Source organism: Streptomyces sp. NPDC096040, assembly GCF_040303265.1.
GTDB lineage: Bacteria > Actinomycetota > Actinomycetes > Streptomycetales > Streptomycetaceae > Streptomyces.
Genome location: NZ_JBEOTA010000031.1, coordinates 65,239 through 89,760 on the forward strand (window position 1 = coordinate 65,239; position 24,522 = coordinate 89,760).

At 71.5% G+C, this 24,522-nt stretch carries 21 protein-coding genes; 13 read left to right on the plus strand and 8 right to left on the minus strand.

Annotated features, from left to right (window positions below):
- The first annotated feature begins 81 nt into the window (after positions 1 to 81).
- Positions 82 to 540 carry a DUF6099 family protein gene (locus ABTY98_RS33680; RefSeq protein ID WP_352224872.1) on the plus strand — a complete coding sequence of 153 codons (459 nt, stop codon included), beginning with the start codon at positions 82 to 84 and terminating at the stop codon, positions 538 to 540.
- Positions 541 to 1,236: 696 nt separating this feature from the next.
- On the opposite strand, the gene ABTY98_RS33685 is transcribed toward ABTY98_RS33680, so the two are convergent.
- Positions 1,237 to 1,395 carry a hypothetical protein gene (locus ABTY98_RS33685; RefSeq protein WP_352224873.1) on the minus strand — a complete coding sequence of 53 codons (159 nt, stop codon included), beginning with the start codon at positions 1,393 to 1,395 and terminating at the stop codon, positions 1,237 to 1,239.
- A 240-nt stretch (positions 1,396 to 1,635) separates the two neighbouring features.
- On the opposite strand from ABTY98_RS33685, the gene ABTY98_RS33690 reads away from it, so the two are divergent.
- From ABTY98_RS33690 to pheA, 5 genes are all read left to right on the plus strand, one after another.
- Positions 1,636 to 2,559, plus strand: coding sequence for an LLM class F420-dependent oxidoreductase (locus tag ABTY98_RS33690; RefSeq protein ID WP_352224874.1), 924 nt, complete (start codon positions 1,636 to 1,638; stop codon positions 2,557 to 2,559).
- A gap of 646 nt (positions 2,560 to 3,205) precedes the next feature.
- On the plus strand, positions 3,206 to 5,962 hold the full coding sequence (locus tag ABTY98_RS33695) for an alpha/beta fold hydrolase (protein ID WP_352224875.1): 2,757 nt from the start codon (positions 3,206 to 3,208) through the stop codon (positions 5,960 to 5,962).
- A gap of 18 nt (positions 5,963 to 5,980) precedes the next feature.
- Positions 5,981 to 6,904: an NAD-dependent epimerase/dehydratase family protein gene (locus ABTY98_RS33700; RefSeq protein WP_352224876.1), complete on the plus strand. Its 924-nt coding sequence runs from the start codon at positions 5,981 to 5,983 to the stop codon at positions 6,902 to 6,904.
- Positions 6,905 to 6,911: 7 nt separating this feature from the next.
- Positions 6,912 to 7,319 (plus strand): nuclear transport factor 2 family protein, encoded by a 408-nt coding sequence (locus ABTY98_RS33705; protein ID WP_352224877.1) that lies wholly within the window; start codon positions 6,912 to 6,914, stop codon positions 7,317 to 7,319.
- Between the two features lie 9 nt (positions 7,320 to 7,328).
- The gene (pheA, locus tag ABTY98_RS33710; RefSeq protein ID WP_352224878.1) at positions 7,329 to 8,180 is read left to right on the plus strand and encodes a prephenate dehydratase; all 852 of its coding nucleotides are present in this window, start codon (positions 7,329 to 7,331) and stop codon (positions 8,178 to 8,180) included.
- Here pheA and ABTY98_RS33715 read toward each other — a convergent pair.
- Positions 8,153 to 9,094 carry a LysR family transcriptional regulator gene (locus ABTY98_RS33715; RefSeq protein WP_352224879.1) on the minus strand — a complete coding sequence of 314 codons (942 nt, stop codon included), beginning with the start codon at positions 9,092 to 9,094 and terminating at the stop codon, positions 8,153 to 8,155. The genes pheA and ABTY98_RS33715 overlap by 28 nt on opposite strands.
- A gap of 119 nt (positions 9,095 to 9,213) precedes the next feature.
- On the opposite strand from ABTY98_RS33715, the gene ABTY98_RS33720 reads away from it, so the two are divergent.
- Positions 9,214 to 9,885, plus strand: a complete 672-nt coding sequence (locus ABTY98_RS33720; RefSeq protein ID WP_352224880.1) for an FMN-dependent NADH-azoreductase — start codon at positions 9,214 to 9,216, stop codon at positions 9,883 to 9,885.
- A 30-nt stretch (positions 9,886 to 9,915) separates the two neighbouring features.
- Here ABTY98_RS33720 and ABTY98_RS33725 read toward each other — a convergent pair whose 3' ends face one another.
- Together ABTY98_RS33725 and ABTY98_RS33730 are read right to left on the minus strand one after the other, a co-directional pair.
- The gene (locus ABTY98_RS33725) at positions 9,916 to 11,232 is read right to left on the minus strand and encodes an FAD-binding oxidoreductase (RefSeq protein WP_352224881.1); all 1,317 of its coding nucleotides are present in this window, start codon (positions 11,230 to 11,232) and stop codon (positions 9,916 to 9,918) included.
- Complete coding sequence (locus ABTY98_RS33730) at positions 11,229 to 11,879, minus strand: TetR/AcrR family transcriptional regulator (protein WP_352224882.1); 651 nt, start codon at positions 11,877 to 11,879, stop codon at positions 11,229 to 11,231. Before ABTY98_RS33730 ends, ABTY98_RS33725 begins: the two co-directional genes overlap by 4 nt.
- 53 nt (positions 11,880 to 11,932) lie before the next feature.
- Here ABTY98_RS33730 and ABTY98_RS33735 point away from each other — a divergent pair, with 53 nt between their 5' ends.
- The 3 genes from ABTY98_RS33735 (at position 11,933) to ABTY98_RS33745 (ending at position 16,779) form a co-directional block, all read left to right on the plus strand.
- Entirely contained in the window at positions 11,933 to 12,697 is a 765-nt protein-coding gene (locus tag ABTY98_RS33735) for an SDR family oxidoreductase (protein WP_352224883.1), read from the plus strand.
- 69 nt (positions 12,698 to 12,766) lie between these two features.
- Entirely contained in the window at positions 12,767 to 14,239 is a 1,473-nt protein-coding gene (locus tag ABTY98_RS33740; protein WP_352224884.1) for a 3' terminal RNA ribose 2'-O-methyltransferase Hen1, read from the plus strand.
- Positions 14,236 to 16,779, plus strand: a complete 2,544-nt coding sequence (locus tag ABTY98_RS33745; protein ID WP_352224885.1) for a polynucleotide kinase-phosphatase — start codon at positions 14,236 to 14,238, stop codon at positions 16,777 to 16,779. Before ABTY98_RS33740 ends, ABTY98_RS33745 begins: the two co-directional genes overlap by 4 nt.
- A gap of 23 nt (positions 16,780 to 16,802) precedes the next feature.
- Here ABTY98_RS33745 and ABTY98_RS33750 read toward each other — a convergent pair whose 3' ends face one another.
- The gene (locus ABTY98_RS33750) at positions 16,803 to 17,696 is read right to left on the minus strand and encodes a hypothetical protein (RefSeq protein WP_352224886.1); all 894 of its coding nucleotides are present in this window, start codon (positions 17,694 to 17,696) and stop codon (positions 16,803 to 16,805) included.
- Between the two features lie 199 nt (positions 17,697 to 17,895).
- Positions 17,896 to 18,999 carry an SPFH domain-containing protein gene (locus ABTY98_RS33755; protein ID WP_352224888.1) on the minus strand — a complete coding sequence of 368 codons (1,104 nt, stop codon included), beginning with the start codon at positions 18,997 to 18,999 and terminating at the stop codon, positions 17,896 to 17,898.
- Positions 19,000 to 19,127: 128 nt separating this feature from the next.
- On the opposite strand from ABTY98_RS33755, the gene ABTY98_RS33760 reads away from it, so the two are divergent.
- The 3 genes from ABTY98_RS33760 (at position 19,128) to ABTY98_RS33770 (ending at position 23,020) form a co-directional block, all read left to right on the plus strand.
- Positions 19,128 to 20,351 (plus strand): arginine deiminase, encoded by a 1,224-nt coding sequence (locus ABTY98_RS33760; protein WP_352224890.1) that lies wholly within the window; start codon positions 19,128 to 19,130, stop codon positions 20,349 to 20,351.
- Between the two features lie 99 nt (positions 20,352 to 20,450).
- Positions 20,451 to 21,458 carry an ornithine carbamoyltransferase gene (gene argF, locus ABTY98_RS33765; RefSeq protein ID WP_352224891.1) on the plus strand — a complete coding sequence of 336 codons (1,008 nt, stop codon included), beginning with the start codon at positions 20,451 to 20,453 and terminating at the stop codon, positions 21,456 to 21,458.
- A 125-nt stretch (positions 21,459 to 21,583) separates the two neighbouring features.
- A complete protein-coding gene (locus ABTY98_RS33770; RefSeq protein WP_352224892.1) occupies positions 21,584 to 23,020 on the plus strand; it encodes an amino acid permease in 1,437 nt (478 codons plus the stop codon).
- Here the strand turns inward: ABTY98_RS33770 and ABTY98_RS33775 are convergent.
- Together ABTY98_RS33775 and ABTY98_RS33780 are read right to left on the minus strand one after the other, a co-directional pair.
- Entirely contained in the window at positions 22,980 to 23,447 is a 468-nt protein-coding gene (locus ABTY98_RS33775) for an ATP-binding protein (protein ID WP_352224893.1), read from the minus strand. The genes ABTY98_RS33770 and ABTY98_RS33775 overlap by 41 nt on opposite strands.
- A 230-nt stretch (positions 23,448 to 23,677) precedes the next feature.
- Positions 23,678 to 24,522 (minus strand): elongation factor 1-alpha C-terminal domain-related protein (locus ABTY98_RS33780; protein ID WP_352224894.1); only part of this gene is annotated, 845 nt, incomplete at its 5' end.

The following is a 24,522-nucleotide window of genomic DNA, read 5'->3' on the forward strand; positions in this document are numbered from 1 at the left end:
CACGTCTCACATGCCCTCACTCTGGGTAGTGAACTACTGAGTGCTGCAAGGCAGTTCGGACCGACGGGGACGGGGCGACGGATGGACGCGATGCGGCTCATCGTGGCGAGCAGACGGGCGCTGGCGAGCGGCGCCGGCGTACCGGAAATGATGACCGAGGTGTGGCAGGCCCAGGCCCTGGCCCAGGCGATCGGCAGCCGGCTGGCCGTCTCCGGCCCACCAGAACTGCGCGGCGAGGCCCTCGGCCTGACCGAGCTGGCGGGCCGGGGCTGCGGGATTCTGGGCGCCCCTGACCTGGACCCCGGCACCCTGCGTGCCGCCCAGCTCACCGAACTGGACGACGCGCGGCTGACCCTGCTGAGTCTCGGCGGACTTCTGGGCGAGGTCGGCATCACGCTGGTCGGAATGGCCAGCGCCGCGGCCGACGAGGCGACGTACTGGCAGTGCATGGAGGCCATCGACGCGGCCGACGAGTCGCGGGACCGGGTGCTGGAGATGCTGCGCAAACTGGCGGCACGGGAGGAAGTCCGCGACGGCTAGACGGCGGGCGCCGCCTGCAACGGAAGAATGTGCAGGTCACACGGTCAGGATGAACTGGCCAACCCGACTGTCCCGTTGAACCTGTGCCGCGTCTCACCGTCCCCTGGGCGTTTCGGCCAGTGACAGGTGCGCCGGCGGCGCCGGGCCAGGAGCGGGCACCTCCCGTGCGGCAGCGGCACGTCTTCGGGCTGCCTGCAGCCAGGACTGGAGGTCTTCGTACCCGTCCCGCTCCGTCAGGGCGTACTCGGCGGCTGCGGCGGTTCGAGTCGCACCTGCGGTCCTGGCGCCGCCGGCTCGCCGCCGGGCATCAGCCCGCTGATCTGCCCGTCGATCTTCCCCGGTGGCTGGCCGAGTCGCCCGCGGCGCCGGACGCGCACGGGCCGTCGGCGGCCGGCCGGGAGGCGATCAGGATGTGGCCGCCGGAGCTGCGGCGACGGCCAGGAGCCCCCAAGGCCTGTGGTTTGGATCATGCCGCAGGACGCGGGGTCTGGCACTCCCAGAGGGGGCCCAGTGGCGTTGTCGTCGGTTGCCGACGTTCCCAGCCTTCGGCCGGGGGTGCCCCCACCGTGTCGCCCGCCGCGATGGGGGAGGCCGATGTTCACGTCTCCTCCGCCTTGCAACCGCACGCACGGGCCCCGCTCACCAGCGCTGCTTCGGCACTGTCCCTTTTCTGCGACCTGGTCCGAACGGCAGGCCCTACCTCAGGTCGGCCTCTTCCTTCGGGGCCCGCTGCAGATCCGCGTCCAGCGCGGAGAGATCCGCGTTCAACGCTGCCATGAGTTCCTCCATCTGCTGGAGCAGCCCCTTCGGCTGACCGGTGGGGCCACCCTGGTGTGGAACGGACTCTTCGGACAAGACGGCCTCCCCGGCCCCCGGCCCGCCGTCGGCGGGGCACGAACTACGCGCGACGGCGAGGACCGTCCGGCGCGGGTGCCGGACGGCCCGGCTCCCTCCAGCCAACGATCACCGCAGAGGCCGGTCACTGGCCCGGCCCCGCTCCGCGAACCGCCGTTGACGATATTCCCCCTGGCGGGGACGCACGCCACGCCCCGGGCCGATGCGGTTGACGGGGCCACGGCCATGCAGGATGGACGCATGGACCTTCGCATCTTCACCGAGCCTCAGCAGGGCGCGAGCTACGACACCCTTCTCACCGTCGCCAAGGCGACCGAGGAACTCGGGTTCGACGCCTTCTTCCGCTCCGACCACTATCTGAAGATGGGCGACGGAGACGGCCTGCCCGGCCCCACCGACGCCTGGATCACCCTGGCGGGTCTCGCCCGCGAGACCAAGCGGATCCGCCTCGGCACCCTCATGACCGCGGCCACCTTCCGGCTGCCCGGTGTGCTCGCCATCCAGGTCGCCCAGGTCGACCAGATGTCCGGCGGCCGCGTCGAACTCGGTCTCGGCGCGGGCTGGTTCGAGCAGGAGCACAAGGCGTACGGCATCCCGTTCCCGAAGGAGAAGTTCGGCCGCCTGGAGGAGCAGCTGGCGATCGTCACCGGGCTGTGGGAGACCAAGCTCGGCGAGACCTTCGACTTCCACGGCACCTACTACGACCTGACCGACTCGCCCGCGCTGCCCAAGCCCGCCCAGGCGCGGATCCCGGTGCTGATCGGCGGCCACGGCGCCACCCGCACCCCGAAGCTGGCCGCCCGGTACGCCGACGAGTTCAACATGCCGTTCGCCTCGATCGAGGACAGCGAGGCGCAGTTCGGCCGGGTGCGCGCCGCCGCCGAGGCAGTCGGCCGCAAGGGCGACGACCTTACGTACTCCAACGCCCTTGTGGTCTGCGTCGGCAAGGACGACCAGGAGGTCGCCCGCCGCGCCGCCGCCATCGGCCGTGAGGTCGACGAGCTGAAGGCGAACGGCCTGGCCGGCACCCCGGCCGAGGTCGTCGACAAGATCGGCCGCTACGCCGAGATCGGCTCGCAGCGTTTCTACCTCCAGGTCCTCGACCTCTCGGACCTGGACCACCTGGAGCTGATCTCCGCCCAGGTCCAGTCGCAGTTGTCGTAACCCGGACCGGCCCGGCCGCCCCCGGCCCCCGTCACCGGGGCCGGGGGCGGTTGCTTTTCCGGACGTCGCTATTAGTGACACCGACCGTAAGAAAAAATTCCACCCGCCTCATTCCGGGCCTTCCAGGACTTAATGCCGAGAGGCAAGTGGTGGATTTGCGGGAGCGAGTCGCAGGTACCGTGCTTTCCTGCGCCAACCGGTTTTTACTTTGTGCTTTCCTGAGTCCTTTGACAACTCGGTGCGCAGGTTTCTATTCTCGGCGGGTATTCAGAGCTCCGGCGCCGTGGCTCTCGGTACTGACCTGGTCGGTGGGGGACGATGTACAGGTACTTGCCCGATGTTCCGGAACGGTCGATTTCTGTTTCCGAGGTTCCGTCGTGATGCCCTGTAGATGCCTCTGAGCCTGGGCGTGCACGCTTCCGGTGTGGTTTCCCGGAGTTTTTTCCTGCCCGGTTTCCCCGGCTGACCTGCCCGGTTTCCTCAGTTGAACGGTGTGCCGTACGCCCTTGGCCGGCGCGCCGTAAGCCATTCGACCCGCCGTACCGGCACGGCGTTTCGGCCACCCCTCGTGGCCGCAACCTGGCCGCCACCCGTCCACGGCCGCCACACCTCGGCCATCGACGCGACAGGAAGAGAAGGCATCGCCATGACCACAGCCGTATCCACCACACGCACCATCGTGGACCTGCTGCGCGACGCCGCCCGGAACCACGCCACATCCGGGCTGCGCTACCCCCGGACCGCGACCGACCCCGACGCACCCTTCCAGAGCTATCCCGAACTCCTCGACGCGGCCCGGTCCGTGCTCGGCGGCCTGCGCGAGCGCGGGCTCACCGCCGGCGACAAGGCCGTACTGCTCCTGGAGCGGCCCAAGGAGTTCCTCGCCGCGTTCTGGGCCTGCCAGCTGGGCGGCTTCGTGCCCTGCCCGATGGCCGCGCTCGGCGGCGACCCGGAGCGCTGGGCCGCCCAGCTCGCCCATGTCGACACCCTCCTGGACCACCCGCTGATCGTCACCAGCGAGACCCTCGCCGCCGAACTCCCGCGCACCGAGGGCCTGTCGGTCGTCGCCCTGGAGGAGCTGTACGCCGAGCCCGCCGACGCCTTCCACGAGGCCGACCCGAAGGACACCGCCGTCCTGGTGCTGACCTCCGGATCCACCGGCAACTCCAAGGCCGTGATGCTCTCGCACGGCAATCTGCTCGCCTCCATGGCCGGCAAGAACGGCTACCACCGGCTGACCGACACGGACACCACCCTCAACTGGGTCTCCTTCGACCATGTCGCCGCCCTGCTGGAGTGCCACATGCTGCCGCTGTACGCGGGCAGCACCCAGCTGCACGTCGAGGCGCCCGTCGTTCTCCAGGAGCCGCTCAACTTCCTGCGGCTCATATCCGGCTTCGGGGTCACCGTGACCTTCACCCCCAACTTCCTGCTGGGGCTGATCAATCCACAGGCCGACCGGCTCGACGAGGAGGACGGCGCGGGCCTCGACCTGTCCCGGCTGCGGCACATCATCAGCGGCGGCGAGGCCGTCGTACGCACCACCGGCGAGACCTTCCTGAGCCGCTTCGCCCCCTACGGCCTGCGCGCGGACGCCCTCTGGCCCGCCTTCGGCATGTCCGAGACCTGCGCCGGCAGCATCTACTCCGTCGAGTTCCCGGCCGCCGACCAGGGCCAGGAGTTCGCGAACCTGGGCCGGCCCGTCGACGGACTGCGCATCCGGATAGCCGACGAGGAGGACCACCACGAGCTGGCCGAGGGCGAGGTGGGCGAGCTCCAGCTCAACGGCCCGATGATCACGGCCGGTTACCACAACAACGAGCAGGCCACCAGGGACGCCTTCACCCCCGACGGCTGGTTCCGCAGCGGCGACCTCGGCCGCCTCGACGAGGGCAGGCTCACCCTGGTCGGGCGCAGCAAGGACAGCATCATCGTCAATGGCGTCAACTACTTCAGCCACGACATCGAGTCGGTTCTCGAAGGCCTCGACGACGTGGCCCGCTCCTATGTCGCCGCCTTCCCGACCCGGGCCCCCGGCAGCGACACCGAGCAGCTGGTGATCGCCTTCCACCCGGAGTCCGCCGACGGCGACGAACTCGCCCTGTACCGGGTGCTGACCGCCGTCCGCAGCAGTGTCGTCATGCACTGGGGCTTCCGGCCCGCCCTCATCCTGCCGCTGCCCGAGAACGCCTTCCCCAAGACCAGCCTCGGCAAGATCCAGCGCTCACTCATGCGCAAACGCCTGGAGGCGGGAGCGTACGACGAGATCCGGGCCACCGTCGACGACCTGGTGCTGCGGCGGCTCGGCGGCTACAACGCGCCCGAAGGCGACACCGAGACGGTCCTCGCCGGGATCTACGCCGAGATGTTCGACACCGACCCGGAGAAGCTGAGCGCCACCGCCAACTTCTTCGACCTCGGCGGAACCTCACTGGACATCCTGCGGCTGCGCTCCCTGGTCGCCCAGCGCCTCGGCGCCGCCGACCTGCAGATCATCACCGTGCTGCGGGCCCCGACGGTCCGTGCCCTCGCCGCCCACCTCGACGGCGCCGCGAACGGCGAGCAGGAGTACGACCCGATCGTGCCCATGCAGGTCAACGGCGACAAGACCCCGCTGTTCTGCGTCCACCCCGGTGTCGGCGAGGTCCTCGTCTTCGTCAACCTCGCCAAGTACTTCGTCGGCGACCGGCCCTTCTACGCCCTGCGCGCCCGCGGCTTCAACCCCGGGGAGACCCCCTTCGAGAGCTTTGCCGAGATGGTCGACACCTATGTGCGGGCGATCCGCGCACGGCAGCCGCACGGCCCCTACGCCGTCGCCGGATACTCCTACGGCGGTGCTGTCGCCTTCGAGATCGCCAAGGTGCTCCAGGACCAGGGCGAACGTGTCGACTTCGTCGGCAGCTTCAACCTGCCGCCGCACATCAAGTACCGCATGGACGAACTGGACTTCGTGGAGACCGCGGCCAACCTGGCGTTCTTCCTGGAGCTCATCGACAAGAAGCAGTCCCTCGAACTCCCGCACAAGCTGCGCCACTTGGCGAAGGACGAGCAGCTGGCGTACTTCATCGACCACGCCCCCGAGGGCCGCCTCGCCGAACTCGACCTGACGTTCGAGAAGTTCCGGGCCTGGGCGGAACTCGCCGACGGCCTCACCAACCTGGGCCGCACCTACGCCCCCGGCGGCAAGGTCCGCTCGATGAGCGTCTTCTACGCCATCCCGCTGCGCGGCACCAAGGAGGACTGGCTCAACAACGAACTGCGCCGCTGGGACGAGCACACCACCGAGGCCAACCGCTACATCGACGTACCCGGCGAGCACTACACCCTGATGGGTCCGCGGCACGTGGCGACCTTCCAGTCCATCCTCCGCAAGGAACTCGACCGCGCCCTCGGCGACGCCTGACCACAGGAGAGAGAATCAGTGAACGGCAAGAAGATCCTGGTCACCGGCGCCACCGGACAGGTCGCCGGACCGGTGGCCAAGGCCCTGGTCCCGGACAACGAGGTATGGGCGCTCGGCCGCTTCGGCACCCCCGGCGCGGAGCAGGACCTCACCCGGCACGGCGTCCGCACCTTCCGCTGGGACATGGACGACACCGGCGCCGGCTCCCTCAAGGGCCTGCCCGAGGACTTCACCCATGTCTTCCACTCGGCGGTGCGGCGCGGCGAGGACGGTGACTTCAACGCGGCCGTCGAGGTCAACTCGGTCGCCGCGGGACGCCTGATGACCCACTGCCGTACCGCCGAGGCGTTCCTTTACGTGTCCACGGGCGCTCTGTACGCCCGCCAGACCCTCGACCACAAGTACACCGAGACCGACCCGCTGGACGGCAGGGCCGACTGGCTGCCCGCCTACCCCGTGGTCAAGATCGCCGCCGAGGGTACCGTCCGCGCCTTCGCCCAGACCCTCGGCCTGCCCACCGTCATCGCCCGCCTCAACATCGCCTACGGGCCCGGCGGTTACGGCGGTGTCCCGATGCTCTACTTCAAGCGGATGCTCGCCGGCGAACCCATCCCGGTGCCCGCCCAGGGACAGAACTGGTGCTCCCTGCTGTACACCGACGACCTCGTCGAGCAGGTCCCCCATCTGTGGAACGCCGCCGGTGTGCCGGTGACCCTGACCAACTGGGGCGGCGATGAGTCGGTGGGCATCACCGACTGCGTCCGGTACCTGGAGGAGCTGACCGGGGTGGAGGCGAACCTCGTCCCGAGCGAAGTCACCCGCGAGACCTACCAGTTCGACTCGACCCTGCGCCGTTCGATCACCGGCCCGTGCAAGGTGCCCTGGCGCGAGGGCCTCCGCAGGACCCTGGCCGCGCTGTATCCCGACCACCTCAAGGGCTGAGGCACACATGAGCGAGAACACCACCGATCCACTGGCCCCGGTCCACGCCGCCTACGCGGCCTTCGCCGCCCGGGACGTGGGCGCGCTGCTCGACGCCTTCCACCCGGACATCGAGTGGGTGCACCCCGAGGGCATGGCGAAGTACGGTCTCGGCGGCACCAAGCACGGGCACGCCGGCGTCAAGGAGTTCCTGGCACACGTGCCGACCGTGGTGGGCGGGATGCGGCTGCACCCCGAGGAGTTCGTACGCGAGGGCGACCGGGTGGTGGTCTTCGGCCACCGCGACGTCGTCTCCTTGTCCGGCCACACCGAGTCGCTGCCGTTCGTGCACTCCTGGGTGCTGCGCGACGGGCGTGCGGTGCGGATGGAGGACATCTTCGACACCGTCGCCTTCCTCCGCGTCATCGAGAGCTGACGGCCCGCGATGACCTACGCCTACCTCGGCCCCGAGGGGACCTTCACCCAGACCGCCGTACGGCGGCTGCTGTCGGTGGTCCCGCCGGGCCGGCGCGGCCCGCACCGCCCGTTCCCCACCGTCCCGGCCGCTCTGGAGGCGGCCCGGCGGGGGGAGTGCGAGGCGGCCGTGGTGCCCCTGGAGAACTCGGTGCGCGGGGTCGTACCCGCCACCATGGACCAGCTGGCCGCGGCGGACATGCATATCAACGCCGAGGTCGAGGTGCCCGTGAGCTTCGCGCTGATGGCTCCCGAGGGCACCGGCCCGGCGGACGTCACCGAGGTGCTCAGTCATCCGCACGCGCTCGGCCAGTGCGAGGACTGGCTGCGCGCCCGCCTGCCCGGGGCCAGGACCCTGGCGGCGGCGTCCACGGCGGCGGCCGCCCAGGAGGTCGCCCGGACCGACACCCCGGGCCGGGCGGCCGTCGCGGCACCGGCCGCAGCCGAGCTGTACGGGTTGCGGATCCTCGCCGTCGGTCTCGGCCGGGAGGCGGCCGCGGTGACCCGCTTCGTGTCGGTGGCGCCCCGCTGGCACCACCCGGCCCGCACCTCACGCGAACGCACCTCGCTGCTGCTCGCCCTGGGGGACGGCGGCCCCGCGCTGCTGCCCGACGTCCTGCACGCCTTCCGGTCCCGCGCGGTCGAGCTGTCCTGGATCCAGTCCTGGCCCACCGGCGAGGGCCTCGGCCGCTACCACGTGTTCCTCGACGTCGACGCGCACATCGACAGCAGACGGCTGAGGATGGCGATGGCGGAGGTCGGGGCCCGGGATGTGGAGGTGCGGTTCCTCGGCAGCTATCCCCGCTGGTCCGCCGCATCCTGACGTTCTGTCAGCTCGGCCGCGGCCTCGCGCACGGCCGGCAGCAGTGCGGCCACCTGCGGACTCCGTACGGCGCCCTCGCGCACCACCAGGGTGATACGGCGGGTCAGTTCGGGTCCGTCCGGGGTGACCCGGGCGACCGGGAGTCCCGGCCGGCTCGGCACCAGGTCGGGCACCAGCGCCACGCCCCAGCCCAGCGAGACCAGCCCGAACACGGCCTGCATGTCGCCGATGTCGGAGACGATGTCGGGCACGAAACCGGCCCCCGCGCAGGCGTGCAGGGCGAGCCGGCCGAGCCGCGAGGTCCGGTCGAGCAGCCACTGCTCCCCGGCGAGCTCCTCCAGTCGGCAAGGGTGTTCACGCCGGGCCAGCGGGTGGTCCGGCGCCACGATCAGCCGGATCCGGTCACTGAGCACCTCCTCCTCGTACAGGCCGGGCACCCGTGGCTCGGGCACCTGCGGGTAGCCGGCGGCCAGCACCGCGTCGAGGCGGCCGAGCCGCACCGTCTGCCGCCCCTCGTCCGGGGCCACCCCGTGCAGCGTGATGCGTAGCTGCGGATGGTCCGCGCGCAGCCGGTTCAGCGCCGGCACCAGCAGCGCGGGCCCCTCGTGCAGCGGGACGCCCACCCGCAGCTCGCCGCCGATCTCCCCGTCCCTGGCCAGCAACTGTGCTTCGGCCGCCTCCAGTTGACTCACGATCTTGTCCGCGTGCGCCACCAGCAGCCGCCCGGCCGCGGTGAGCTCCGCCCGCTTGCTGCCCCGGTCCAGCAGAGCGGTGCCGGTCTCCGACTCCAGGGCGGAGAGCTGCTGGGAGACCGCGGACCGCGTGTAGTTGAGGGCCTGCGCGGCTGCGGCGATGGACCCCCGGGCGCCGACCTCACGCAGCAGAACCAGTTTCCGTACGTCCAGCACCGTCACCCTCGCTAACGCTTCCGGTTATGAACTGCCACGCCAGATTACGGGACAACCCTCCTGCCGGGACTTTCAATGGATCACAGACGGACACGAACGACCTGATCAGACAGGGGATTCCCATCATGCCGACGCTGCTCCACCTCGACTCCAGCCCGCGTGCGAACTCGGTCTCCCGCCAGATCTCGGGCGAGTTCGCCGAGGCCTGGCGCAAGGCCAACCCCGAGGGCACCCACGTCTACCGCGACCTCGCCGCCGACCCCGTGCCGCATGTCGACCACCCGCAGATCGAGGTGATGCACCGCCTGGAGAAGGAGGGTGTGCGCGACCTCACCGCGGCCCGGGAGGCGGCCACCACGCCCGAGGAGCAGGCCAGTTGGGCCGTCACCTGGCCGCTGATCGAGGAACTCGTCGCCGCCGACACCATCCTGCTCGGCGTGCCGATGTACAACTTCTCGGTGCCGTCGACCTTCAAGGCGTGGTTCGACCGTGTGCTGATCGCCCCGCTGATCGTCGACCCGGCCACCGGTGAGGGCCCGCTGTCCGGCAAGAAGGTCGTGGTGGCCTCGGCGCGCGGCGGAGCCTACGGTCCCGGCACGCCCCGCCACGACTCCGACCACCAGGAGCGGTACCTGAAGGCCGCCCTCGGCATGGTCGGCCTGGCGACCGACCTCACCTTCCTGCACGCCGAAATGACCAAGTCGGCGCATGTGCCCCGGCTCGCCCAGTTCCAGGAGATGGCCGCGGCGTCGTACCAGAAGGCGATGGAGGGTGCGCGGACGCACGGCGCGTTCTGAGCTCCGCCGCCTCGGACGGCCTGAAGCCGGCTACCTCAGGGGGAAGTTCCGGTCGAAGACGTTCTCCGGGTCGTACCGGTCCTTGAGGGTGCGCAGCCGGGACAGAGCCGGCTCGGGGAACGCCTGCGCCAGCACCTCCGGCGTGCGCCGGGTGTCGAAGCTGAGGTACATGCCGTTCAGGTGCGGGGCGAGCCTCGCCCAGTGGGCGTCTAGGTCCCGCTCCAGCTCGGGGACGGTCGCGGCGAGCAGGGAGAAGTTCTGGGTGCGGTGGGCGTAGGCGGTGGCGGCCGGGTCCGTGTCGTTGACCGCCCCGCCCACCGAACGGAACTGCTCCATCAGCACCTGCCCCGACTCCAGGGCGTCCGCGACCGCCCGTGCCGCGTCCGGGGTGAGATGGTCGAGCAACCCGGAGCGGGTGGCCCTGAGTTGCTGCTGCCCGTGGTGCGCGGCACCGCTCACCGGCACCAGCGCCGGGTACGGGGCGAGCACCGCCCGCTGCTGGAGCAGCGGTCCCAGGCCGGACAGCGGGGTCAACGCCCGTTCGGCCGACCGGGTTTCGTCGCCCGCGTACACCGCGGCCAAACGGGCCAGAGGCGGGCGCCCCGGTCCGCCGGGCATGAACGTCAGAAAGCTGGTCAGCTCGCGCGGCGCCGCCTCCAGTGCCGCACCCCACGCCTCGATCAGTGCCGCCGCGTCCCCGGCGTCGAAGACGAGGTCGGCGAAGACCACGTCATCCGTCTCGTACGCCTCCAGCTCCACGGCGGTGACGACGCCGAAGTTCCCGCCGGCCCCGCGCACGGCCCAGAACAGGTCGGGCTCCCGCTCGGCGTCCGCCCGTGCCGACGTGCCGTCGGCCAGGACGAGTTCGACCGCGGTCACATGGTCGACGGTCAGCCCGTGCAGCCGCGCGAACCAGCCCATGCCGCCCGCCGTGACCAGCCCGCCCACGCCCACGTCCCCGGTGTCCCCGGAGCTGACGGCGAGCCCGTGCGGCGCGAGGGCCTGCGCCACCTGACCCCAGCGGGCGCCCGCCCCGACCCGGATCCGCCGCCGGGGCCGATCGAGGATCCGCACCTCGTCGAGCCGGGACACGTCGACGACGACACCGCCGTCGTTGGTGGAGCGGCCGCTGATGCCGTGCCCGCCGCTGCGCACCGAGACCACCGAGCCCAGCGAGCGCGCGTACCCCAGCGCCTCGGCGGTCTGCCCGGCGTCCTCGGGCAGCAGGACGGCGGCGGGGGAGCCGCGGTGCACATAGCCGTGCCGTAACCGCTCGTACCGTGCGTCGCCCGGTACGACGATCCGCCCGGCCAGGGACGGCGGGACCGGCGGCAGCGTGGACGTCATGACGGGGTGTTCCCTTCCTTTTTGCCATCGGCCTCGTCGGCCTCGTCGGCTTCGTCGAGCGGCTCCAGCGCACAGCGCAGCGTCCGCGTCAGATACCGCACCAGCCGCTCCGGCGCCATCTCGGCCACCGGCCCGCTGCGCAGCACATACCGGCTGAAGGCGACCCCGATGAGATGCGCGCCGAGCAGATCGATGCGCTCGTCGGCGTCGGGCCCGGTCAGTACCGTGCGATAGGCCTCCGTGCTGCTCTGCCGCATCGCCGTGTACAGGGCGGTCGCCGCGCTCTCGTCGGAGGCGGCGCCGCGGATCAGTGCGAGGAACGGATCGCCGCCGTCGGCGCGCTCCATCCGCTCGACGAAGGCCCGGGCGATCCGGTCCGGCAGGGTCCCGGGCGGCCCGGGCACCAGTTCCGGCAGGTCCCGGGTGCCGGGCACGGCGGCCAGGAACAGCCGCTCCTTCGAGCCGAAGTGCCGCATCACCAGGCCGTGGGTGACCCCGGCCCGCCCGGCGATCTCCCGGATCGTGGCCCGCGCGTATCCCCGCTCGGCGAACGCGGCGCGCGCCGCTTCGAGAATCGCCTCACGGTGCGCCTCGGGCGCCCGCACCCGCTTGCGGGCCGGTGGCTTGCTGTCGGACGTCGTGGTCACGAGGCCTAATGTACAGCTGGTCATTAGTGCGCCCGAGGGCTACGCTCGGGGAGATGACCAGTCGTTCAGCAGGGTCCGAGGAACCGTTTCTGCGCGGCCGTGGCGTGCTCGTCGTGGGCGCCACCGGCGGTATCGGGGAAGGCGTGACGCGAGCGCTGCTCACGCTGGGGGCCACCGTGGTCGCGGCCGGCCGGAGTGAGGACCGGCTGCGCGCCCTCGCCGACTACGCGGGCGGCACCGGTCCCGGCACCCTGCGCACCCACCTCGTCGACGTGTCGGACCCCGACAGCGCTGCCGTGGGCGCCCGGCTCGCCGACCGTCACGGCCACTTCGACGGGGCCGTGCTCACCATCGGCAACTGGGGGCCGCCCGGCGGCACCGGCCTGCTGGAGGTGGACGACGAGACCTGGGACGCCATGATCGCCGACAACCTCACCAGCCACTTCCGGGCGCTGCGCGCCATCACCCCGCTGCTCGACCCCGAGGGCGCCCTGGTCCACCTCACCGGTTTCAGCGCCGAGATCCCCTACCCGGGCAACGCCCTCGTCGGTGCCACCAACGCGGCCAAGAAGTCCCTGCTGCGCACCCTGACGGCCGAGCTGGGCGGCAAGGGCCCGCGCATCCACGAACTGGTCATCGGCCCCATCCGCACCCGCCCCCGCGCGGCCACGGGCGCGGACAGCCCGAGCTGGCTGAGCGCCGAGGACCTCGGCCGGCACGCCGGAGAACTCGTCGCCGGACGCGGCCCGTGGACCACCGAACCGCTCCAGTACCTGCTCGACCGGACGTCCGGGGTGCTCACCGCACTGCCGAACTGACGGAGCGGCGAACGGCCGTACCGGTAAAACCAGTGGTCACGGCGGGGCAAACCCAGCAGACTCGGGCATGTGTTCCTGACGATCTCCACGAGCGGCACCGCCGCCACCCCGGCCACCGACCTCGGGTTCCTGCTGCACAAGCACCCCGACAACGCGCAGACCTTCTCGACCTCCTACGGCATCGCGCACGTCTTCTACCCCGAGGCGGATGCCGAGCGCTGCACGGCGGCGCTGCTCCTGGAGGTGGACGCGGTGGCGCTGGTCCGGCGCGGCAAGGGCAAGGGACGCGGCGGGGCACCCGACGCGGCGCTCGCGCAGTACGTCAACGATCGCCCGTACGCGGCCTCCTCGCTGCTCGCCGTGGCGATAGGCAACGTCTTCTCCAGCGCGATGCGCGGAGTGTGCCGGGCCCGCCCCGAGCGCGCCGCCGCCCCGCTCCCGCTGCGCGTCGAGGTCCCGGCGCTGCCCGCACGGGGCGGACCCGACCTCGTACGACGCCTCTTCGAGCCGCTCGGCTGGACGGTGACCGCCGAACCGGTCGCCCTGGACACCGAGTTCCCGGAGTGGGGCGACTCGCGGTACGTCGGTCTCGTCCTGGAGTCCGAGTCGCTCACCCTCGCCGAGGCGCTGCGCCACCTCTACGTCCTGCTCCCCGTCCTCGACGACGCCAAGCACTACTGGGTGTCCGCCGAGGAGGTCGACAAGCTGCTTCGGGCGGGCGAGGGCTGGCTCCCCGGCCACCCCGAGCAGAAGCTCATCACCACCCGCTACCTCTCCCGCCGCTGGTCGCTGACCCGGCAGGCGATGGAGCGGCTGGAGCTGGTGCGGCTCGCCGAGGCCGACGACAGCGAGGTCGAGGAGATCGACAACGCGGTCGAGGAGGAGACGGAGGCGGAGGAGAAGCCGGCGCCGCTCGCGGTGCAGCGCCGGGGGGCGATCCTCGACGCGCTGCGCCGGTCCGGTGCCGCCCGGGTCCTCGACCTCGGCTGCGGGCAGGGCCAGTTGGTGCAGGCGCTGCTGAGGGACCCCGCCTTCACCGAGATCGTCGGCGTCGACGTGTCGGTGCGGGCGCTCACCATCGCCGCGCGCCGGCTCAAGCTGGACCGTATGGGCGAGCGGCAGGCGTCCCGCGTCAAGCTCTTCCAGGGCTCACTGGCCTACACCGACCAGCGGCTCAAGGGGTACGACGCCGCCGTGCTCAGCGAGGTGATCGAACACCTCGACCTGCCCCGGCTGCCCGCCCTCGAGTACGCCGTGTTCGGCGCCGCCCGCCCCCGCACGGTCCTGGTGACCACGCCGAACGTCGAGTACAACGTCCGCTGGGAGTCCCTCCCCGCCGGACACGTCCGGCACGGCGACCACCGCTTCGAATGGACCCGCGAGGAGTTCCGCGCCTGGGCCACCCGGGTCGCCGAACTCCACGGCTACGACGTCGAGTTCACCCCCGTGGGCCCGGACGACCCCGAGGTCGGCCCGCCCACCCAGATGGCCGTTTTCGACATAAGCACCACTCCCGCCGTGAAGGAGGCGAAGGCAGCATGACCGAGCGGACACACGGACGGGTCCTTCCCGTCACCGACCTCTCCCTGGTCGTCCTCGTCGGCGCCTCCGGCTCCGGCAAGTCCACCTTCGCGCGCCGCCACTTCAAGCCCACCGAGGTGATCTCCTCCGACTTCTGCCGGGGGCTGGTCTCCGACGACGAGAACGACCAGGGCGCGACGAAGGACGCCTTCGACGTGCTGCACTACATCGCCGGCAAGCGGCTGGCCGCCGGCCGCCGTACGGTCGTCGACGCGACCAGCGTGCAGCAGGAGTCCCGGCGCCAGCTGATCGACCTGGCCAGGCAGTACGACGTGCTGCCCATCGCCATCGTCCTCGACATGCCCGAGGAGGTGTGCGCCGAACGCAACGCGGCCCGCGCCGACCGGGCCGACATGCCCCGCCGGGTCATCCAGCGCCATATCCGCGAACTCCGCCGCTCCCTCAGGCACCTGGAGCGCGAGGGCTTCCGCAAGGTGCACATCCTGCGCGGTGTCGAGGAGGCCGAGTCGGCGAGCGTCGTCACCGAGAAGCGCTTCAACGACCTGACCCACCTCACCGGCCCCTTCGACATCGTCGGCGACATCCACGGCTGCGCCTCGGAACTGGAGGCCCTGCTGGCCGAGTTGGGCTATGCGAACGGCGTGCACCCCGACGGCCGGACCGCCGTGTTCGTCGGCGACCTCGTCGACCGCGGCCCGGACAGCCCGGGCGTGCTGCGCAGGGTGATGTCCATGGTGAAGTCGGGCAACGCGCTGTGCGTGCCCGGCAACCACGAGAACAAGTACGGGCGGTACCTCAGGGGCCGCAAGGTCCAGCACACCCACGGACTCGCCGAGACCATCGAGCAGATGGACGGCGAGAGCGAGGAGTTCCGGCAGCAGGTAAGGGAGTTCATCGACGGACTCGTCAGCCACTACGTCCTCGACGGCGGAAAGCTGGTCGTCTGCCATGCCGGACTGCCCGAGAAGTACCACGGCCGTACCTCCGGCCGGGTCCGCTCGCACGCCCTGTACGGCGACACCACCGGCGAGACCGACGAGTTCGGCCTGCCGGTGCGCTACCCCTGGGCCGAGGACTACCGGGGCCGGGCAGCCGTCGTGTACGGCCACACACCCGTCCCGGAGGCGACCTGGCTGAACAACACCATCTGCCTGGACACCGGCGCCGTCTTCGGCGGCAAGCTGACCGCGCTGCGCTGGCCGGAGCGGGAGCTGGTCGACGTACCGGCCGAGCGGGTCTGGTACGAGCCGGCCAGGCCGCTGCGCTCCGAGGCACCCGGCGGCCAGGACGGACGCCCGCTCGACCTGGCGGACGTGCACGGCCGGCGGGTCGTGGAGACCCGGCACCAGGGCCGGATCGCGGTCCGCGAGGAGAACGCGGCGGCCGCCCTTGAGGTGATGAGCCGCTTCGCGATCGACCCGCGCCTGCTGCCGTACCTGCCGCCGACCATGGCTCCCACCGCTACGAGTCACATCGACGGCTGTCTGGAGCACCCGGTGGAGGCCTTCGCGCGGTACGCGGAGGACGGGGTCGCCCGGGTCGTGTGCGAGGAGAAGCACATGGGCTCGCGGGCGGTGGCCCTGGTGTGCCGGGACGCGGAGGTGGCGCACAAGCGCTTCGGCGTCGCACCCGGCCCCACCGGCTCCCTCTACACCCGCACCGGTCGCCCGTTCTTCGACGACGAGTCGGTCACGGAGGAGATCCTCGGCCGGATCCGCGCGGCGGTCGACACGGCCGGACTGTGGGACGAACTCGCCACCGACTGGCTCCTGTTGGACGCCGAGCTGCTGCCCTGGTCGCTCAAGGCCGGCGGCCTGCTGCGCACCCAGTACGCGGCCGTGGGCGCCGCCTCCGGCGCGGTGTTCCCGGGTGCGCTGGCGGCCCTGGAGGGCGCGGCGGCGCGCGGTGTGGACATCACCGGGCTGCTGAGCCGGCAGCGTGAACGTGCCGCCGACGCGACCGCGTTCACCGACGCCTACCGCCGTTACTGCTGGACCACCGAGGGCCTGGACGGGGTGCGCCTCGCCCCCTTCCAGATCCTCGCGGTCGAGGGCCGCAGCCTCGCCACGCTCCCGCATGACGAGCAACTCGCACTCCTGGACCGACTGGTGGAGCACGACCCGACCGAACTGCTCCGGACCACCCGGCGCCTGTATGTCGACACCGGGGACCCGGAGTCGGTGCGGACCGGTGTCGACTGGTGGCTGGAGATGACCGGCCGGGGCGGCGAGGGCATGGTCGTCAAGCCGCTCGGCGCGGTGGTGCGCGACCCGAAGGGCCGGCTGGCCCAGCCCGGCATCAAGTGCCGGGGCCGCGAGTACCTGCGGATCATCTACGGCCCCGAGTACACCCGCCCCGACAACCTCGCCCGGCTGCGCAACCGGTTCCTCAACCACAAGCGGTCGCTGGCGATCCGCGAGTACGCGCTGGGCCTGGAGGCCCTGGACCGCCTCGCGGACGGCGAGCCGCTGTGGCGGATCCACGAGGCGGTGTTCGGGGTGCTGGCCCTGGAATCGGAGCCGGTCGACCCCCGGCTGTGAGGTCGGCCGACCGGCTTGTCGGGTCAGCCGACCAGTCGGAGGCGGTGGGCGCAGGCTCCGACCCGGACCGTCTGCCCCCAGGTGAGCTCCAGGGCGTCGGTCTCGATGCCGTCACCGAAGGCGATCAGGCGGTCCGACTCGACCGTGAGCGTCAGCACCGCCGAGGCGGTCAGCTCGCCGGCGACCAGGGAGGTCCCGGTCGCCGGCGAGGGCCAGGCCTCCCGGACGAACCACAGCAGGCGGTCCTCGGTGGGGGAGGGCAGCGCCAGCCGGGCGCCGCGCTCCTGCCACAGGGAGCGCAGCCAGCCGGTGGCCCCCGTGCCGGTGCCCACCAGCACCCCGGAGGAGGCCTGGGCCTCGACGACACCCCCGTCGTCCTCGAGGCCCAGGCGGTAACGGGCGGTCTGATGACCGGCGGTACCCAGATAGATCTCGTTGAGCGCCACGAGCCGCTGTGTGTCGTCGGCCACCGCCTCGACCATCGTCAGCTCGTCGGCGCCCGTGCCCTGGAACGAGGCCAGCAGGACAGCCGCGTGCTCCGGCCGGTGCCGCACCAGCACACCGGGGTTGCGGCCGGGGTCGGTGTCGATCCCGATCACCGGCTGGCCGTCCAGGTACTTGGCCACGTTCGCCACCAGCCCGTCCTGGCCGACCACCACGACCACGTCCTCGGGCGCGAACAGGAAACGGGCCAGGTCGCCCCGTTCGACCCGCGCCTGACGCCAGGTCAGCGGAATCGCTGCGGCCACCTCGGCCAGTGCCCGCCCGGTCCGGCGGTGCCGCTCGGCGACCTCCTCGATGTCCCGCCCCCGGGTGGAGAGGAAGAAGGCGGCCTGCCCGTGAGTGCCGTGGTGGGCCACCAACTCGTCGTACTCGGTGGTCCGGTGGACGAGGACCACCCGGGGCGCGAGGCTCATGACGCCGCCTCCGGTGGCCGGCCGAGCCGGGCGGCAGGCCTTCCGCTCGGGTCAGCCGACAAGGAACCGTGCGTCAGGCCGGCCTGATCCAAACGACAGGCCCTCGGTGAGGCGGCCGGCCGGGGCTCCGCCGATTCAGTGGCCCGCTGGGCGGCCGCGCCGTGCGTGCCGCCCGCGACCGGGGGCCTGCGGTCCGCGGTCACGGCCCCTCCGCCGAGCCCAGCTTCGCCAGCAACCCCGTCAGCACGTCAGGCGACACGGTCACGCTGTCGATACGCGGCAGGTTCTCGGCTAGCCGCGTGCCCGTGAGGGCGTGCAGTGTGGCCACGTCCACCTCGCCGTGCACCCGCAGCCAGGCCGCCTGTGCCGCGGCCCGGGCCTCGCCGACCGCCCGGGCCCCCTCGGCCTCGGCCCGCGCGAGGGTGACCGCCCGGGCCGCCTCGGCCTCACCCAGCTTCACGGACCGGGCAGCCTCCGCCTCCGCGAGCCGCACCATGCGCGCCGCTTCCGCCTCTGCCAGCTTCACGGACCTCGCGGCCTCCGCCTCCGCGCGCACCGCGTCGGCCGCCGAGTGCTCCTCCGCCTCGCGCCGCGTGTTGGTGCCTCGCTGCTCGACCAACTGCTCCTCGCGGCGGGCCAGTTCGATCTGGCTGGCCAGCTCGTTCTCGGCGATCGCCCGCTCCCGCTCGACGGCCACCGCCCGCCGCTCGTAGGTGGCCCGGTCGGCATCCTGCTGGATCTGCTCGCGGGCCGGGGTACGCAGTGCCCGCTCCACTTCCGGCTCCGGCCGCAGCGCCATCACCCGCACGGCCACCACCTCGATCCCGGTCGCCGGCAGCCGGGGCTCCGCGCCCAGCCCCTCGGCGATCCGCTCCCGGACCGCCGCTACCCCGTCGACCAGCGCCTCCGCCAGCGGGGTGCGGGCCAGCACGGCCAGTGCGTGCTGTTGGGCCGTCTCCGTGAGCAGGGTGCCCAGTTGTTCCAGCGGGGTGCCCCGCCAGACGCCGGTGTCGGGGTCGATCGAGAAGTCGAGGCGGGCGGCCGCCAGCGCCGGGTCGCCGATGCGGTAGGTGACCGTCGCCTGCACCGCCACGTCCTGGAAGTCGGCCGTACGCGCGTGGAAGGTCATCGCCAGCTCGCGGTCGTCGACCGGTATCTCGGAGATCGCCGCGGTGAGCGCGCGGAACCAGAAGCTGATGCCCGGCCCGTCGTGCAGCAGCCTTCCGCCCCGGTGATGTCTGATGTGCGCCGTCGGGGCCCCGCGCAGGTGGCGCCTGCCCAGCCGCCGCGTGATGTCGGCCATGAAGTCCCCCTCGTGATTTAGAGTCAACATGACAATAATTACCTCCCCTTCGTTTGTCGTCAAGGGGACGAGAACAAGAAACGGTCGACCTGGGGGTGAACCCGGTCCGCGATGGTCAGGATGGAGGCATGGGATTCCAAGTCGACTCCGAAGCCGGGCGGCTGCGCCGCGTCATCCTGCACCGGCCGGATCTGGAGCTCAAAAGGCTCACCCCCAGCAACAAGGACGCCCTTCTCTTCGACGACCTACTCTGGGTGCGCCGGGCCAGGGCCGAGCACGACGGGTTCGCGGACGTGCTCCGCGACCGCGGGGTCGCCGTGCATCTCTTCGGCGACCTGCTCACCGAGACGCTGGCGATCCCGGCGGCTCGCGCCCTCGTCCTGGACCGGGTCTTCGACGAGAAGGAGTACGGCCCACTGGCCACCGACCATCTGCGCGCCGCCTTCGAGAACCTGCCCGCGTCCCAGCTGGCCGAGGCACTGGTCGGCGGCATGACCAAACGGGAGTTCCTGGACGAGCACGCGGAGCCCACCTCGGTCCGCTTCCACGTCATGGACCTCGACGACTTCCTCCTGCAACCGCTGCCCAACCACCTCTTCACCCGGGACACCTCCGCCTGGGTCTACGACGGCGTCTCCATCAACGCCATGCGCTGGCCGGCCCGTCAGCGCGAGACCGTGCACTTCGAGGCGATCTACCGGCACCATCCGCTCTTCCGTGACGAAACGTTCCATGTCTGGTCGGAGGGGCAGGCCGCCTACCCCTCCACCATCGAGGGCGGCGACGTCCTGGTGATCGGCAGCGGGGCCGTCCTGATCGGGATGAGCGAGCGCACCACCCCGCAGGCCGTGGAGATGCTCGCGCACAAGCTTTTCGCGGCGGGCTCCGCGCAGACGATCGTGGCCCTGGACATGCCGAAGCGGCGCGCCTTCATGCACCTCGACACCGTGATGACGATGGTCGACGGCGACACCTTCACCCAGTACGCCGGGCTCGGCATGCTTCGCTCGTACACCATCGAACCGGGCGCCGGTGAGAAGGAGCTCAAGGTCACCGACCATCCGCCGGAGCACATGCACCGCGCGATCGCCGCCGCCCTCGGCCTCAGTGAGATCCGGGTCCTCACCGCCACCCAGGACGTGCACGCGGCCGAGCGCGAGCAGTGGGACGACGGCTGCAACGTCCTCGCCGTCGAACCCGGTGTGGTCGTCGCCTACGAGCGCAACTCCACCACCAACACCCATCTGCGCAAGCAGGGCGTCGAGGTGATCGAGATCCCGGGCAGCGAGCTGGGCCGGGGGCGGGGCGGCCCGCGCTGTATGAGCTGCCCGGTGGAGCGGGACGCCGTATAAGGAGGGCCGTGCCAAGAGCGACATTGGCTGTATAGAAATGTGAAACATCGTATAGACTTCCAAAAGTCCCCGCGTCGACCTCTACTGCTGGAGCGCCCCATGGCGACAGTCCCGACCGCCCTCGCCGGCCGCCACTTCCTCAAGGAGCTGGACTTCACCCAGGAGGAGTTCCGCGGGCTGGTCGAGCTGGCCGCCGAGCTGAAGGCGGCCAAGAAGGCCGGGGCCGAGACGCAGTACCTGCGCGGCAAGAACATCGCGCTGGTCTTCGAGAAGACCTCCACCCGCACCCGCTGTGCGTTCGAGGTCGCCGCCGCCGACCAGGGCGCCGTCACGACCTACCTCGACCCGGCCGGTTCGCAGATCGGGCACAAGGAGTCCGTGAAGGACACCGCCCGGGTCCTCGGCCGGATGTTCGACGCGATCGAGTACCGCGGGCATGGACAGGGCGTCGTGGAGGAGCTGGCCGCGTTCGCCGGGGTCCCCGTCTACAACGGCCTCACCGACGAGTGGCACCCCACCCAGATGCTCGCCGACGTGCTCACCATGACCGAGCACAGCGACACACCGCTCACCGAGACGGCCTTCGCCTACCTCGGCGACGCCCGCTACAACATGGGCAACTCCTACCTCGTCACCGGCGCCCTGCTCGGCATGGACGTGCGGATCGTCGCGCCCCGGCTGCTGTGGCCGGACGGCACCATCGTCGAACTGGCCGAGCGGCTCGCCGACGCGTCCGGCGCCCGGATCACCCTCACCGACGACGTGAAGGAGGGCGTGCGGGGCGCCGACTTCATCGCCACCGACGTATGGGTGTCGATGGGGGAGCCCAAGGAGGTCTGGGACGAGCGGATCGCGCTGCTCGGCCCCTACGCCGTCACCATGGACGTGCTGCGTGCCAGCGGCAACGCCGACGTCAAGTTCCTGCACTGCCTGCCGGCCTTCCACGACCTGGGCACCGACGTCGGCCGCGAGATCTACGAGCGCCATGGACTGACCGAGCTGGAGGTCACCGACGAGGTGTTCGAGTCCGAGCACTCGGTCGTCTTCGACGAGGCCGAGAACCGGATGCACACGATCAAGGCGGTGCTGGTGGCCACGCTCGCCTGACCGCCGTACCGCAAAGGCCCCACCAGGCCCTATTCTGTCCGGCGGCCCGGCGCCACCCCTGCCGCGGCCGCCACGGCGACCGACCCCGGATCGCACCCGCACCACCAGAAACGAGCACCACCCGCATGCCCCGCATCAAGTCCCCGCACCTGCTGGTCGCCGAATCCGGCGCCGACCGCGCGGGCCACGGCCTCCGCCGCACCATGGGCCTCTTCCAGCTGATCTGTTTCGGCATCGGCGCGGTCGTCGGAACCGGCATCTTCGTCGGCCTCTCCGACTCGGTCGCCCAGGCCGGACCGGCCGTCGTGATCTCCTTCGTCCTCGCCGCGGTCACCTGCGTCTTCACCGCCCTCTCCTTCGCCGAGCTGGGCGGCGCGATCCCGGTCTCCGGATCGTCGTACTCCTTCGCCTACGCCGGTCTCGGCGAGTCCACCGCGTTCCTGGTCGGCTGGTGCCTGCTCCTCGAGTACGGCATCTCGATCTCGGCCGTCGCGGTCGGCTGGAGCCAGTACGTCAACGAACTGCTGCACAGCCTCACCGGCCTCCAGCTCCCGCACGCCCTGTCCGCGGGCCCCGGCGACGGCGGGATCGTGAACCTCCCGGCCGTGATCGTCATCGCGATGGCCGCCGTACTGCTGGTGCGCGGGGCGCGGGAGAGCGCACGGGCGACCGCCGCGATGGCGGCCGTGAAGCTCGTCATCCTGGTCGCCTTCTGTGTGATCGGCTTCAGCGCCTTCAAGGACGGCAACCTGGTGCCGTTCTCCCCGGCAGGGCTCGGCGGCATCGGTGCGGGCACCACCGCCGCGTTCTTCTCGTACATCGGCTTCGACGCGATCACCACCGCCGGCGAGGAGGCCAAGAACCCGCGCCGGGACATCCCCGTCGCGATCCTCGTCTGCATGGGTGTGGTGACGCTGCTCTACTGCGCGGTCGCCCTTGCCGCGACCGGCGCCATCGGCGGCGACCAGGTGGCAGGGCGTCCCGCGGCCCTCTCCTACGTCGTCAACCAGGTCACGGGCTCCACGGTCGGCGGCGGTGTGATCGCCTTCGGCGCGGTCGTCGCCATCGCCTCCGTCGTGCTCGCGGTGATGTACGGCCAGACCCGCATCCTCATGTCCATGTCCCGGGACGGGCTGATCCCGCGCGTCTTCGAGAAGGTCTCCCCGAAGACCGCCACCCCGGTCGCGGGCACCCTCATCGTCGCGGTCGTCTTCGCGCTGCCGGCGGCCTTCGCCTCGCTGGACGCGGTGATGAACCTGTGCACCATCGGCACCCTCGCGATCATGGCCGTGGTGAACATCGCGGTCATCGCGCTGCGCCGCCGCGAACCGGCCCTCGCCCGCACCTTCCGGGTGCCCCTCTACCCGGTCCTGCCGCTGCTGGGCGTCGGTTTCTGCCTGTATCTGATGTACGAGACCGGGTGGGCGACCTGGATCCAGTTCGCCGTCTTCCTGGCGGTGGGCCTGCTGGTCTACGTCGGCTACGGGCGCCGGAACTCCACGCTGGCCCGCGCCGAGGTGATCACGCCGGACGCCACTGACGCGGTACTGCAGGAAGCCTGAACCACACCGCCTTGCCGGACTCGGTGGGGCGGTGCCCGCAGGACGCGCTGAGGGCGCGGATCAGCAGCAGACCGCGCCCGCCCTCCTGCATGAGGTCGGGCTCCTCGATCACCGGACGGGTGAGGTGACCGGGCGGCGCCGGGTCCGGGTCGTGCACCTCGACCTTGCAGCCGCTCGGCATCAGCTCGACGACCAGCTCTATCGGCCCCTTGCCGGCGGTGTGCTCGACGGCGTTGGCGACCAGTTCCGCCGTGAGCAGCTCGGCGGTGTCGGTGTCCGCCGCATGGCCCGACTCCTCCATCGCCGAACGCACCAGGGCACGGGCGACCGGCACGGCCGCGACGGTGTGCGGCAGCGCGATGCGCCAGGAGGCGGCGGCGGAAGGTGGTTCGTACACGGCGGTTCCGTTCGTGGCGCAGGCGATCATGCTTGTCCTGCTTTCAACTGTAGGAATGGTACGGGTCCCGTCCCGGAGCCTGTCGGCGGGCCCCGGGCGGGACTTTCGGCCCGGTATCGGGCTGCTTACCCCGCCCGGCGGGCCGTCTCGCACGACCGGCCCCGCTGTTACCGCCTTATTGACGCGCCGTGACCTTGTGACCGCCGTACACGCGAAGGAGCCCCCGGTGGACGCCGGGGGCTTTTTCGCGGAAGAGGGGATCAGGCGAAGTCGACCATCCCCGCGGTCAGCGTCGCGCCGTCCGCCGGATCGATCAGGATGAACGCGCCGGTGCGCCGGGAGACCGCGTAGGCGTCCAGCGGCAGCGGCTCGGCGCTGCGCAGTGTGATCCGGCCCAGGTCGTTGGCGGTGAGCTCGGCCGCGCCCGCCAGGTCCCGGACGATCGCCTCGACGGTCCGCGTGGTGTGCTTGAGCAGCACCCGGTCGCCGACCCGGAGCGGCCGGTCGGCCAGATGGCACACGGCCGCCGTGACGTCCCGGGTGAGCACGGGCACCTCAGGCCCGGCGGTGATCATGTCGCCGCGCGAGACGTCCCGCTGGTCGGCCAGGCGCACCCCGATGGACTGCGGGGCGTGCGCGGCCTCGACCCCGCTGCCGAGCACGTCGATCGCGGCGATCTCGGAGGTCTCGCCGGAGGGGTGGACGGTGACGCGGTCGCCGACCCGCAGCGAGCCGGAGACCAGCTGGCCGGCGTAGTGCCGGATGTCACCGTGCCGGATGACGTACTGGACCGGGAAGCGGGCCGGGGCGTCGGCCGCGTCCGCGGCGACCGGGACGCTCTCCAGGAACTCAAGCAGGGCCGGCCCGCTGTACCAGTCCATGTGCGGGGAACGGCCGACGACGTTGTCACCGACCAGCGCGGAGACCGGGATCGCGGTGACCTCGGGAAGGCCCAGCTCGGCGGTCTGCGCGGTGAAGTCGGCGACGATCCGCTCGAACTCGGCCCGCTCGTAGCCGACCAGGTCCATCTTGTTGACGGCGAGGACGACATGCGGGACGCGCAGCAGGGCGGCGATCGCGGCGTGCCGGCGGGTCTGCTCGACGA

Bases quoted from the DNA above. Each gene is read 5' to 3' on its own strand.
- pheA (WP_352224878.1), top strand. From the start codon at position 7,329: ATGACCTACGCCTACCTCGGCCCCGAGGGGACCTTCACCCAGACCGCC.
- ABTY98_RS33720 (WP_352224880.1), top strand. From the start codon at position 9,214: ATGCCGACGCTGCTCCACCTCGACTCCAGCCCGCGTGCGAACTCGGTC.
- argF (WP_352224891.1), top strand. From the start codon at position 20,451: ATGGCGACAGTCCCGACCGCCCTCGCCGGCCGCCACTTCCTCAAGGAG.
- ABTY98_RS33725 (WP_352224881.1), bottom strand. From the start codon at position 11,232: ATGACGTCCACGCTGCCGCCGGTCCCGCCGTCCCTGGCCGGGCGGATC.
- ABTY98_RS33760 (WP_352224890.1), top strand. From the start codon at position 19,128: ATGGGATTCCAAGTCGACTCCGAAGCCGGGCGGCTGCGCCGCGTCATC.
- ABTY98_RS33775 (WP_352224893.1), bottom strand. From the start codon at position 23,447: ATGATCGCCTGCGCCACGAACGGAACCGCCGTGTACGAACCACCTTCC.
- ABTY98_RS33705 (WP_352224877.1), top strand. From the start codon at position 6,912: ATGAGCGAGAACACCACCGATCCACTGGCCCCGGTCCACGCCGCCTAC.
- ABTY98_RS33695 (WP_352224875.1), top strand. From the start codon at position 3,206: ATGACCACAGCCGTATCCACCACACGCACCATCGTGGACCTGCTGCGC.
- ABTY98_RS33755 (WP_352224888.1), bottom strand. From the start codon at position 18,999: ATGGCCGACATCACGCGGCGGCTGGGCAGGCGCCACCTGCGCGGGGCC.
- ABTY98_RS33680 (WP_352224872.1), top strand. From the start codon at position 82: ATGGACGCGATGCGGCTCATCGTGGCGAGCAGACGGGCGCTGGCGAGC.
- ABTY98_RS33770 (WP_352224892.1), top strand. From the start codon at position 21,584: ATGCCCCGCATCAAGTCCCCGCACCTGCTGGTCGCCGAATCCGGCGCC.
- ABTY98_RS33690 (WP_352224874.1), top strand. From the start codon at position 1,636: ATGGACCTTCGCATCTTCACCGAGCCTCAGCAGGGCGCGAGCTACGAC.
- ABTY98_RS33735 (WP_352224883.1), top strand. From the start codon at position 11,933: ATGACCAGTCGTTCAGCAGGGTCCGAGGAACCGTTTCTGCGCGGCCGT.
- ABTY98_RS33750 (WP_352224886.1), bottom strand. From the start codon at position 17,696: ATGAGCCTCGCGCCCCGGGTGGTCCTCGTCCACCGGACCACCGAGTAC.
- ABTY98_RS33745 (WP_352224885.1), top strand. From the start codon at position 14,236: ATGACCGAGCGGACACACGGACGGGTCCTTCCCGTCACCGACCTCTCC.